We start from the raw sequence: 12432 nt of genomic DNA, 5'->3' as shown, positions 1-12432 counted from the left end.
ATGGGTTATCGGCCCGGGCTGTGACGTGCGGCCAGAATGCCTGCACCGGGTGCCTGGCTCAGGCGCCCTCCAAGTTCCCTCGGAGTGGTGTCATGCACATCAGCAAGCCTGCCGGCCCCCTGCCGGCGCCTGTCCCCTTCTACCGCCAGTTGTATTTCCAGGTAGTGGTGGCGATCGTTCTTGGCGCCCTGCTGGGCCATTTCGAGCCGGCCTTCGCCGAAAGCCTGAAGCCACTCGGCGATGCCTTCATCAAGCTGGTGAAGATGATCATCGCGCCGGTGATCTTCCTGACCATCGTCACCGGCATCGCCGGCATGACCCACCTCAAGACGGTGGGCCGGGTCTTCGCCAAGTCGATGACCTACTTCCTGTTCTTCTCCACGCTGGCGTTGATCGTCGGCATGATCGTGGCGCACGTGGTGCAGCCCGGCGCCGGCATGAACATCAACCCGGCCGAGCTGGACCAGAGCGCGGTCAACACCTACGTGCAGAAGTCGCACGAGCTGAGCCTGGTCGGCTTTTTGATGGACATCATCCCGGCCACGCTGATCAGCGCGTTCGTCGATGGCAACATCCTGCAGGTGCTGTTCGTGGCGGTCTTGTTCGGCATCGCGCTGGCCCTGGTGGGCGAACGTGGCCGCCCGGTGCTGAGCTTCCTGGAAGCGCTCACCGCCCCGGTGTTCCGCCTGGTGCACATGCTGATGAAGGCCGCGCCGATCGGTGCATTCGGTGCAATCGCCTTCACCATCGGCAAATACGGCGTGGAATCGCTGGTCAACCTGGCCTGGCTGGTGGGCTCGTTTTACCTGACCTCGCTGTTCTTCGTGCTGGTGATCCTGGGCATCGTGTGCCGTCTGTGCGGCTTTTCGGTGCTCAAGCTGATCCGCTACCTCAAGGCCGAGCTGCTGCTGGTGCTGGGCACCTCTTCGTCGGAGTCGGCATTGCCGTCGCTGATGGAGAAGATGGAAAAGGCCGGCTGCGAGAAGTCGGTGGTGGGCCTGGTCGTGCCGACCGGCTACTCGTTCAACCTGGACGGCACCAACATCTACATGACCCTGGCCGCATTGTTCATCGCCCAGGCCACCAACGTGGACCTGACCCTGGGCCAGCAGATCACCTTGCTGGCGGTGGCGATGCTCAGCTCCAAGGGCGCGGCCGGCGTGACCGGCGCAGGCTTCATTACGCTTGCGGCCACGCTGTCGGTGGTGCCGGATGTGCCGGTGGCCGGCATGGCGCTGATCCTGGGCGTGGATCGTTTCATGAGCGAGTGCCGCTCGCTGACCAACTTCATCGGCAATGCAGTGGCCACGGTGGTGGTCTCGCGTTGGGAAAATGCGCTGGACCGCGACCAGTTGAGCCTGGCACTGGACGGCCGTGCGCCGCCGCTGCAGGCACCGGTGCCGCCGCCGGACGCAGTTGCGCCGGTCAGCGCACGCTGATGCTTCCTACGGCCCTGTATTCCGCTGGTATCCCAGCGGGATGCAGGGCCGTTTTTGCATTGCAGCAACCGATCTTCCTGCCGCGCTGACAGCTGCGCGACAGGCCCTTGTTCAGGCAGGAGGGTAGAATTCAGCCCTTCTGCGCCCTTGAGACCTACACAGCCGATGTCTAACGACGACTTCAAACAGGCCGCCCTCGACTATCACCGCCAGCAGCCGGCCGGCAAGATCAAGGTCACCGCGACCAAGCCGATGCTGACCCAGCGCGATCTGTCGCTGGCGTACTCGCCCGGCGTGGCCTTCGCCTGCGAGGCCATCGTCGAGGACGCCACCCAGGCCAGCGAGCTCACCGCGCGCGGCAATCTGGTGGCGGTGATCACCAACGGCACCGCGGTGCTGGGCCTGGGCAACATCGGCCCGCTGGCCTCCAAGCCGGTGATGGAAGGCAAGGGCGTGCTGTTCCAGAAGTTCGCCGGCATCGACGTGTTCGACATCGAGATCAACGAGAACGACCCGGACAAGCTGGTGGACATCATCGCCAGCCTGGAGCCGACCTTCGGCGGCATCAACCTGGAAGACATCAAGGCGCCGGAGTGCTTCATCGTCGAGCGCAAGCTGCGCGAGCGCATGAACATCCCGGTGTTCCATGACGACCAGCACGGCACTGCCATCATCGTCGGCGCGGCGGTACTCAACGCGCTGGTGGTCACCGGCAAGAAGATCGAAGACGTCAAGCTGGCTACCACCGGCATGGGCGCGGCCGGCATCTCCTGCGTCAACATGCTGGTCTCGCTGGGCCTGAAGCCGGAGAACATCCTGGCGCTGGACCGCGATGGCGTGATCCACACCGGCCGCACCGATCTGGACCCGGACAAGCAGCGCTACGCGCGCGACACCGACAAGCGCACCCTGGCCGAAATCGTCGAAGGTGCCGACATCTTCCTGGGCCTGTCGGCGGCCGGCATCCTCAAGCCGGAAATGGTCGCCACCATGGCGCGCCAGCCGGTGATCTTCGCCCTGGCCAATCCCAACCCGGAGATCACCCCGGAAGCGGCCAAGGCGGTGCGCCCGGATTGCATCATCGGCACCGGCCGGTCGGACTACCCGAACCAGATCAACAACGTGCTGTGCTTCCCGTACCTGTTCCGCGGCGCGCTGGACGTGGGCGCTACCGGCATCAACGAAGACATGAAGATCGCCTGCGTCAAGGCGATTGCGGCGATGGCGCGGCGCGAGGCCTCCGACCTGGGCGCGGCCTATGGCGGCGAGACCCCGAGCTTCGGCCCGGAATACCTGATTCCGCGTCCGCTGGACCCGCGCCTGCTGGTGGAGCTGTCCTCGGCAGTGGCGCAGGCGGCGATGGATTCGGGCGTGGCCACGCGCCCGATCGCCGACATGGCGGCCTACCGCGACCGGCTCAGCCAGTTCGTCTACCGCACCAGCTTGATGATGAAGCCGGTCTACGACCGCGCGCGCGCCGACAAGCAGCGCGTGGTGTATGCCGAAGGCGAGGAAGAAGTGGTGCTGCGTGCGGTGCAGAACGTCATCGACGAAGGTCTGGCGCTGCCGATCCTGATCGGCCGCCCGGACGTCATCGAGGCGCGTATCCAGCGCATGGGGCTGCGCATCCGTGCCGGTGAAGATTTCGAGATCACCAACATCCACGACGACCCGCGCTTCAACGATTACTGGCAGTACTACTACGCGCTCACCGAGCGCCGTGGCGTGACCGTGACCGCGGCCAAGGAGCTGATGCGTTCGCGTCCGACCCTGATTGCCGCAGTGATGGTGGCGCGCGGCGAAGCCGACGCGATGCTGTCGGGCGTGGTGGGGCGCTTCCACAAGAAGCTGGGCTACGCGCGCAGCGTGATTCCGCTGGAACCGCGCGTGAGTTCCACCTCGGCCATGACCGGCGTGATCAACCAGCAGGGCGTGTTCTTCTTCCTGGATACGCACGTGCAGGAGGACCCCACCGTGGAGCAGGTGGTCGAAGCCACCTTGCAGGCCGCGTATCGCCTGAAATTATTCGGTATCGAGCCCAACATCGCGCTGTTGTCGCATTCCAACTTCGGTAGCCACGATTCGCGTGATGCCCTGAAGATGCGCGAAGTGCGCGAAGCCCTGCTCAAGCGCAAGCCCGAGCTCAACATCGACGGCGAAATGCAGGGCGACACCGCGTGGGACGAAGCGCTGCGCAAGCAGATCATGCCCAACAGCACGCTCAAGGGCCGCGCCAATCTGTTCGTGCTGCCCAACCTGGAAGCGGCCAATATCGCCTACAACCTGGTGCGCGTGTTCACCGACGGCGTAGCCATTGGCCCGATCCTGATGGGCATCTCCAAGCCGGTGCACATCCTCACCACCAGCGCCACTTCGCGTCGGGTGATGAACATGACCGCGATTGCTGCGGTGGATGCGCAGATCCGCAAGCAGCGTGATGCCGAGAAGCACAACGCCGAGAAGAACGGCGGCTGATGTTGCAGCGTTGGTGACCGGGGCGTTGAGTGACGCCTCGGTTATCAATAGCGCCAATGGCGGTTGCAGGTTCGATAGTGGTGGATGCGATCGCGTCTACAGGCGAAGGCGCTGGGAGCAACGCGGCGGAAGCAAGTCTTTATGGCAAGCCGCTACCGCAGACCATTCGAGCAAACAGCGTGAGCAATTTGGCTGGAATAAATCGTTAGAGCATCTGTTCGACAAAAAATTTGAGTGTTATCGGTAGAGCCCTATCGCGCGCGAGCGCGCTCCTACGGATATCGCTGAAGCAATTGCCGATGCGAAAAGCTGGCGCAACTGTCGCTTGAGTGCGGCGATCACGAGCAACGGCCTTTGATGCGCTATCCGCTGCGCATCAGTGGTGCGCCAGTCACTCGCTGCCGTACGCCTGCCAATGTGGCTGAAAGCCCTCTCCCGGCGAGAGAAGGGTTCGGCTGAGCGTGGGTCCGCCGAGCAATGAGCGTCCATAAGGACGACGCGTAAAGAAATTGCGGTGAGAATGCCCGCAAGTGCGCAATCCCAAACAGTCAGCGCAACATTTCAAGCACGCGACAACGCGGCACCCGCCCGCCACGCCTGGTCGTCGCTACCAGGCCAGCATGTCAGTACTCACTGCGCCACCCGCACGCGCGCTTCGCCAAACCCTCATGGCGACACCGGCCTCGCACGCAGCAATTCGATCTCCGCCAACTGCACCGGCCTGGGTGTGCTCACGCGCAGCCGGTAGTCCGTGTACGCGCCGGGCGTTGCGATCCGGAAGGGCCGCGTCTGCAGGGGCCAGCGGAACACCTCATCGCGACGTTGATCAATCACCGTCCAGTGACCACTCCCAGCACGCGCCTCCAGGGTCCACCCGCCGTTGGTAATCGCCGCGCTGCCGCTGGTCAGCGTATACAGCGTCGGCGTGCCTGAGTCGACGCCGCTCACCGTGACGGCAGACGCGGACGACACTGTGGCCATCGTTGCCGCATCGTCATCGTGCAATGCGTCCACCGCGCGGCCATCGTCCCGCGTGAGGCGCGCGCGCGTGCCCAGCAGATCCTGCAACGGCGCAGGGCGCTGGCCCGGTGGCGTCAGTGACGGTGGCGCCGCATCCGCATTCGTGCCCCAGCGTGACGGGCGCGGGCCCATGACGAAGTCCAGCGTTGCGCCCTCGGCGATGTCGGCATGCGGCAACCAGGTCTTGCGCCACGGCTTGCCGTTGACCTTGAGCGATTGCACATACACGTTGCGCGGCGAATTCTGCGGCGCGTTGACCGTGAGCGTGCGGCCATTGGGCAGCTGCACGCTGGCATGCGTGAACAGCGGCGAGCCGATCACATACTCCGGCGCGCCCATGCGCAACGGATACAGCCCGAGCGCGGCGAACAGGTACCACGCCGACATCTCGCCGTTGTCTTCGTCGCCGGCATAGCCCTGGCCGATCTCGCTGCCCAGATACAGCCGCGCCAGGATCTCGCGCGTCAGCTGCTGGGTCTTCCACGGCTGGCCAGCGTACAGATACATCCATGGGATGTGGTGCGCGGTCTGATTGCTATGCGCGTACATGCCCATGCGCACATCGCGCGCTTCGGTCATCTCATGGATCACGCCGCGATACGAGCCGGAAAGCGCGGCCTGTGCCGTTTCCGGCGTCGCAAAGAACGTATCCAGCTTGGCCGCCAGCGCGTCGCGTCCGCCATACAGCGCAGCCAGGCCTTCGCCATCGTGTGGTGCGGTGAAGGCAAAGGTCCAGCCGCTGGATTCGGTGTAATCGTTGCCCCATTCGCGTGGATCGTAGTGCGCGGCATCCAGGCGCCGGCCGCCATCGGGCCTGCGGCCCTGGAAGAAGCCGATTGCCGGGTCGAACAGCGCCGCGTAGCCAGCGGCGCGGTGGCGGAAATACAGCGCCTCGGTGGCATAGCGCTCGCGCGCTGCGGCGTCGGGCGCTTGCTGAGCGAGCGCATCGGCCATGCCCGCAATCCCGAAGTCGTTGAGCGCACCTTCCATCGACCACGACATGCCCTCGTGCGTGTCGGTATCGGCATAGCCGCGGAAGGTGGAACGGGCCATGCCCTTGCGCCCCACATGCCGGTCGGGCGGCACCACGGTGGCGTTCTTCAACGCGGCGGCGTACGCCTCGGCCGGATCGAACCCTTGCACGCCCTTGCGCCAGGCATCGGCAAAGGCCACATCCGAACTCGTGCCCACCATCAGGTCGGCGTAACCCGGCGAGGACCAGCGCGCCACCCAGCCGCCGGCACGCGCCTGCTCCAGAAATCCTTGCACCAGCGCGCCGGCCTCGGGTGCAAACAGCGCATAGGCAGGCCACGCGGTGCGGAACGTATCCCACAGCCCGTTGTTGACGTAGACACGGCCGTCGCGGATCGGCGCAAAACTGCGCACGGCGCTGCCATCGGTGGCTTCGTCGGACCAGCTGTTCTGGCTGGCATAGCGCCAGTCCGGCGCGCTGGCGCTGCCGGCATTCTCGTGCGCGGAGTTCGGATACAGATGCAGCCGGTACAGATTGGAATACAGCGTGGTGCGCTGATCGTCGCTGGCGCCCGCCACTTCGACCCGCCCAAGCAGCGCATCCCACGCGTCCTGCGCACGCGCAGCCACGCGCTCCAGCGAGTCCTGTGGTGCGATCTCCAGGGCCAGGTTGTGCCTGGCCTGTTCCAGCGAGATCAGCGACGTGGCGATGCGCATCTGCACCTCGCGCGTGCTGCCTGTAGCGAACTTGATCCAGCCCGTCGGCCGGCCGGTGTCGCTGCAGCCGCTCGCCTTCCACGGCGTATCGAAGCGGGCGTACACGTACATGCGCGTAGCGCCCGTGGACAGGCCGCTGCGCACATCGGTATAGCCCGAGAGCGTTTGCGTGGCCGCATCCAGGGTCAGTCCACCGCGTGCATCCACGTTATCGAACAGCAGATTGGCATCGCCCCCGGGTGGAAAGCGGAAGCGGAACAGCGCCGCGTGATCGGTGGGGGCCATCTCGGCCTGGATGCCGTTGTCCAGCTGTACCGCGTAGCGATACGGCCTGGCCACTTCATTGGCGTGCGAGAACGCCAGCGCGCGTTTGACGCGGTCCGCTTCCGGCGCGCCGCTGTGTGTGGACGGCATCACCTGGAAGGTCTGGCGGTCGCCCATCCACGGGCTGGGCTGGTGACTGAGCGATAACGCCTGCAGGCGCGGGCGGTTGTCGGCACCGTTGTGTTCGTTCCAGCGATACAGCCAACCCAGCGTGCCGGCGTCGGTCACCGGGGTCCAGAAGTTGAACCCATGTGGCACCGCCGTGGCAGGGAAATTATTGCCGCGCGAAAACGTGCCATTGGACTGCGTGCCGCGGGTGGTCAGCACCCAGTCCGACGGACGTGCAGGCGCCACGCGCGGGACTTCGGCAATGGCGATATCGTCGAGCCAGCCACTCACCGGCGCGCCGCCCTGTGGCGCCACTTCCAGCGCGATGGCGGTGATGCGCCGCCCGCGCAACCCGGCAACATCGCCCAGCCTTACCGCCTTGCGTGCCCACTGCTGCGGGTACAAGGTCTTGGAAGCGCCCTGCACGGCCGCGCCGATCGCCACACCGTGCTGGTCCAGCGCGTTGCTGGCCGACAGCCGCGTCCCGTCGTCCAGCAGCAGATCCAGCGACACAAACGTAGAGCTGACATGGTCATCGCCCACGCTCTCGGGCAAGACCATCCACGACAGCGTGGTGTCGGCACCGATCAGGTGATCGGTCGTAAACAACGTCCGCCGACCCGCGCCACCCTGGCTGCTGTAATGCAGTGCGTGCGCGCCGCTGTAGCCGGCATGATGTTTGGCCGCATACGGCGCGTCCGGGCCGCTGCCGATCGCGACCTGCAGCGCATTGGCACGATCAGCGACAAGCTCGCGCTCGTGCGTATCGAAGGAGGCGAAGAACCCTTCGGCGGCAGCAGCCGGGAGCGCGGTCGCGACCGCCAGGGCAAGCGCAACAGGGCGCAACAGGCGCGGCACAACAGCAGAGGAACGCACGTGATGATGTCTCCCGGAAGGCGGATGCAGCAGAGCGCCGGGGCGAGTGTGCTGACGCATGGGCAGCCATGCGGCGTTCGCGCACGTGCACCCCAGGCAACGTGTCAGCCGATGATACGGCGCATGCGTCGCCGCTCGCGTCACACCGACCGGCACCAGATTCGGGACCGTGCCGCAACAAGGCCAGGGACGCCGATAGCGCAGGCAATGGTCATGGTGAACACGCTTGGCAGCCCGCTGGCCAACGTCGGCACCGCGCGCTGGGCGCGTCACTGGGCCGTGCCGGGCGCCAGGCTGCTAGAATCCGCGCTCTGTCTTCGCCTTCCGATCGTGCCGCCATGAGCCAGACCGCCACCGCGCCCGCCAATGCCGAAAAGCGCTACACCGTGCACCGCGGTGACCTGCCGCTGAGCTGCCCGACGCCTGCGATGGCGCTGTGGAATTCGCATCCGCGGGTGTACCTGCCGATCGAAGACGAGCCCAACTGCGAAGCCAAGTGCCCGTACTGCGGTGCACTGTTCGTGCTCGCCGACTGATCCTGGCGGCATGCACCGCCTGACCGTGGTGCAACTGCTGCCGGCGCTGCAGTCCGGCGGCGTCGAGCGCTCCACCCTGGAAATCGCCGCTGCGCTGGTGCGCGCCGGCCATCGCGCCGTGGTCGTCTCCGCGGGCGGGCGTCTGGTCCAGCCGTTGCTGGAGGTGGGCGCCGAACATCTCACGCTGGATATCGGGCGCAAGTCGTTGCTGACCTTGCGCCACGTGGTGGGGTTGCGCCGGCTGTTCACCGAACTGGGCGCCGATATCGTGCACGCGCGCTCGCGCCTGCCGGCCTGGCTGGGCTGGTACGCCTTGCGCGGGATGCCACCGGCCACGCGGCCACGCTTCGTCACCACCGTGCACGGGCTCAATTCGCCCAGCCGCTACAGCGCGGTGATGACCTACGGCGAGCGCGTCATCTGCGTCTCGCAGACGGTGCGCGACTACGTGTGCACGCATTACCCGCACACCGATACCGCGCGCCTGCGGGTGATCCCTCGCGGCGTGGAGATCGCCCAGTTCCCACGCCGGCCGCAGCCAGACCGGCGCGCACGCACGTGGGCGCAGACGCTGGTGCCCGGCTTGCCAGCCGACGCACCGCTGCTGCTGCTGCCGGGCCGCGGCACGCGCTTGAAAGGGCATGCCGATGGCCTGCAGCTGCTCGCCGCTGTGCGCGCCGCCGGTCTGCCGGCCTGGTTGTGGCTGCCCGGTGCGCGCGAGCCGGGGCGTGAGGCCTATATCCGCGAACTGGAAGCCGAGGCGGCCAGGCTGGGTGTGGCCGATGCCGTGGCCTTCACCGAACCCACTGCCCGCATCGCCGAGGCCTACGCCGCCAGCGACCTGGTGCTGCAACTCTCGCGCAAGCCCGAAGCCTTCGGCCGCACCGTGATCGAAGCGCTGGCCGTGGGCCGGCCGGTGCTGGGCTGGGCGCACGGCGGCGCTGGTGAACTGCTCGCCGAGCTGCAGCCCGCCGGCGCGGTGCCGCCATTCGATGCCCAGGCATTGGCGCAACAGGCGCTTGCGTTACTGCACCACCGCCCGGCACCGCCGGCGCGGCTTCCCTACACGCTGCAGGCCATGCAAACGGCCACCTTGAAGGTCTATGACGAACTCCGCCGCTGAGGCAGCGCCGCGCGCGCCCGTGCTGACGCCCGATGCCGGCCGCTGGGCGCCGGTGTGGGTGCTGCTGTTTGTGGCCTTGTGGCCCACCCCGGGCCTGGCCGAAACGGTGCTGTCGCTGGGCGCGGTGTTTGCCGCCTACCGGCTGCTGCACACGCGCTTCCGTGGCGGCACCAGGCTCTTGAGCGGCGCTGCCTGGGCGCTGACCAGTGTGTTGTTCTTCGCCTACTGGCTCCCGCAGATGCTTGCGGCCGTGGATGCGGTGGACGTGGGCCGCGCGTTGCGCAAGTCCGCCACTGATCTGCGCTACCTGCCTTTCATGTGGCTGTGCGCCATCGCGGTGGCCAACGCGCAACGTCGGCAGCGCACCTTTATCGGCCTGGCGGTGATCGCCGGGGTATGGACGCTGGACGCATTGCTGCAAGTCGCGCTGGGCAGCAGCCCGTTGTTCTTCGCACTGGATCAGGTCAAACAGCTGATCAGCGGGCACGGCCTGTGCACCGCGCAGGAGCTGGCCGTGGTCGACCGGCTCAGTGGCGTGCTGGGGCCTTGCAATCTCAAGTTCGGCCAGACCCTGGCCAGCCTGTCACCGTTCCTGCTGCTGGCGCTGGGCCGGCGCAGCGCCTGGGCGTGGGCCGGCGCGGCGGCGGCGGTAGGCGTGGTGCTGGTCCTGGCGGGCTCGCGCGCCTCGTGGATCACCTACGGCGTGATCGTGCTGTTGTCCGGTTGGCAGTTGCTGGGCGGCCGCAAGGTGATCGCAGTGGCGGCGCTGGGCGCGGTGTTGGCCGCAGGCGTGGTTGTCGTGGCACCGCAGGCCCGAGAGCGCCTGCAACGCACCACCTTGGCCTTTACCGATGGCGAGCAGGGCGTGGATCAGGCCTTGTCCGGGCGTGCGCAGATCTGGGGCGCGGCGCTATGCATGATTCGCGAGCATCCGCTCAATGGCGTGGGCGCGCGCGGCTTCCGCCAGGCGTATCCGGCCTGCAATCCTGCACCTGATCAGGCCCCGGCCTGGGGCGATGGCCCGGCCTTCCACGCGCATCAGATCCTGCTGGAAATCCTGGCTGAAACCGGTGTGATCGGCCTGCTGCTGTGGCTGGCCGGCGCGGCGCAGGCGTGGCGCGCGTGGCGCTATTCGAGCCCGGCAGCCCGCGCGCAGGCACGCCCGGCGATGATCGCCCTGGTGGCCACGGTGTTCCCGCTCAACACGCACCTGGCGTTCTATTCGAGCTTCTGGGGCGGTCTCAGCCTGATGCTGGCCGGCCTGTATGCCGGTGCGTTGCTCAATGACGATGGGGATCGTTCGCCGCCTGCCTGAGCGGATGTTTTGTTCGGGCGAGGTGTGTGTGGTTTGCGTCGGGGTTCAACCGGCTGAGTGACTCTGCAGCTGAATGCGGCACTTATGTGGTGGCGTGGATGCCTGGCAAGAGCGCCGTATCCGTTTGACGCGCCATCGCTGCCTGCAATGCGCGATCAACTCCGTACGCCGGCGGCCCACCTTGCTAGGCGTTCGCCGCACTGAAGCACTAGTGCCAGTGCCAGTGCCCTCAGCGATAGAAGTCGCTCCGCCCACCGGGCTGCCGCTTGAAGCGGCGATGGATCCACAGGTATTGATCAGGCGCTTCGCGCACCATGTCCTCGATCGCCGCATTGACCTGCGTGGTATCGGCGATCACGTCGTCGGAGGGGATGTCCGCCAGCGGCGGTGCGATCTTCAGCACGTAGCTGCCGCCTTCGCGACGATGGAAGTACGGCACCACCGCGCAGCCGGTGAGCCGTGCCAGCTGATGGGTTGCGGTGATGGTGGAAGCCGGATGCCCGAAGAACGGCACAAAGACCGTGTCCTTGCCGCGCATGTCCTGGTCCGGCGCGTACCACAGGAAACCACCGCGCTTGAGATGCTTGATGGTGGCGCGCAGGTCTTCGTTGGCGAACATGTGCGTGGCGTAGCGCAGCCGGCCGCGCTTGACCGCCCACTCGAACACCGGATTGCGGTGTTTGCGGTACATGCCGGCCAGCGGCACGTGGTCGCACAACAGGCGCCCGCACATTTCCAGGGTCATGAAGTGCCCGGACACCAGCAGCACGCCGCGCTTTTGTTCCTGCAGCTGCTGCAGATGTTCAAGGCCTTCGATCTGCACGCGTGGGCGGATGGTGGCGATGCTGCCCCACCAGGCGCGTGCGAATTCGAACAGGCCCACGCCCAGTGCGTCGAAGCTGTCGCGTAACAGCCGTGCCCGCCACGCATCGTCCTGCTCGGGGAAGCACAGTTTCAGGTTGACCTCGGCCGCGCGGCGGCGCGTGCCCGCCAGGCGCATCGCCACCCAACCAACCCCGCGGCCCAGCGCGCGTTGCAGCAGCCACGGCAGGCGCCCGGCGAGCACCATCACCGCCAGGCCCAGGTACATCGGCCAGTGCTTGGGGTTGCGCAGGGAAGGGCGGACGGCGACGTTGGCGGACTCGGACATGGCGTAATTCTAGAGCGTGCTCCGGGCTTTGAGGTGAGTGGGCGGTGGGCGGTACAGCCAACGTGTCGCGCGTACCGTGTTGTGAGCGCTACTGGCAGGGATTGTTCGCGCTCATGTTCTTTGCGCATGCGGCGGCGCCACGTCACGCGTAGCCTTCGCCAGAAGGCATCTCTCATGCCAGTAGGACGGGACCGCTGTATCCAACGTGTCGGCGGAATACTGTGCACCCGCGGCGTGTCTGAAGCGGGTGGACCACAGAATCGTGATGCAGGCGGTTATGCACGGCGATCGCGCGCAGAGCCGCACTTGTGGCTGCACTGCGAACGACCGCACTCAAGCCGGGCCAGGCAGGCCAGGCCAATCAGCAAGCAGGCAGG

At 66.6% G+C, this 12432-nt stretch carries 7 protein-coding genes; 5 read left to right on the top strand and 2 right to left on the bottom strand.

The genetic code is table 11. The features are described 5' to 3' along the window. Nucleotides 1-92 precede the first annotated feature (92 nt). Nucleotides 93-1439: a dicarboxylate/amino acid:cation symporter gene (locus tag QRM60_RS14735; RefSeq protein ID WP_042596956.1), complete on the top strand. Its 1347-nt coding sequence runs from the start codon at nucleotides 93-95 to the stop codon at nucleotides 1437-1439. Between the two features lie 165 nt (nucleotides 1440-1604). Continuing rightward, entirely contained in the window at nucleotides 1605-3914 is a 2310-nt protein-coding gene (locus QRM60_RS14730) for an NADP-dependent malic enzyme (RefSeq protein ID WP_042596954.1), read from the top strand. A 666-nt stretch (nucleotides 3915-4580) separates the two neighbouring features. Here the strand turns inward: QRM60_RS14730 and QRM60_RS14725 are convergent. Next, complete coding sequence (locus tag QRM60_RS14725) at nucleotides 4581-7931, bottom strand: GH92 family glycosyl hydrolase (protein WP_285446467.1); 3351 nt, start codon at nucleotides 7929-7931, stop codon at nucleotides 4581-4583. Between the two features lie 338 nt (nucleotides 7932-8269). Between QRM60_RS14725 and QRM60_RS14720 the strand changes: the two genes are divergently transcribed. The 3 genes from QRM60_RS14720 to QRM60_RS14710 are packed head-to-tail and all read left to right on the top strand — an operon-like array spanning nucleotide 8270 to nucleotide 10905. Further along, a complete protein-coding gene (locus QRM60_RS14720; protein WP_011038440.1) occupies nucleotides 8270-8467 on the top strand; it encodes a zinc-finger domain-containing protein in 198 nt (65 codons plus the stop codon). A 10-nt stretch (nucleotides 8468-8477) separates the two neighbouring features. Then, nucleotides 8478-9590 carry a glycosyltransferase gene (locus QRM60_RS14715; protein WP_225042418.1) on the top strand — a complete coding sequence of 371 codons (1113 nt, stop codon included), beginning with the start codon at nucleotides 8478-8480 and terminating at the stop codon, nucleotides 9588-9590. After that, nucleotides 9571-10905, top strand: a complete 1335-nt coding sequence (locus tag QRM60_RS14710; RefSeq protein ID WP_285446466.1) for an O-antigen ligase family protein — start codon at nucleotides 9571-9573, stop codon at nucleotides 10903-10905. The genes QRM60_RS14715 and QRM60_RS14710 overlap by 20 nt, the downstream gene beginning before the upstream one ends. A gap of 229 nt (nucleotides 10906-11134) precedes the next feature. On the opposite strand, the gene QRM60_RS14705 is transcribed toward QRM60_RS14710, so the two are convergent. Beyond that, complete coding sequence (locus QRM60_RS14705) at nucleotides 11135-12055, bottom strand: LpxL/LpxP family Kdo(2)-lipid IV(A) lauroyl/palmitoleoyl acyltransferase (protein ID WP_115556715.1); 921 nt, start codon at nucleotides 12053-12055, stop codon at nucleotides 11135-11137. Nucleotides 12056-12432: the final 377 nt, after the last annotated feature.

Origin of the sequence: Xanthomonas sp. fls2-241-TYG-148, from assembly GCF_030208815.1 — a bacterium.
GTDB classification, from domain to species: domain Bacteria; phylum Pseudomonadota; class Gammaproteobacteria; order Xanthomonadales; family Xanthomonadaceae; genus Xanthomonas; species Xanthomonas campestris.
The sequence above is the reverse complement of the archived record's forward strand: the minus strand, read 5'-3'. Positions and strand labels throughout refer to the sequence as shown.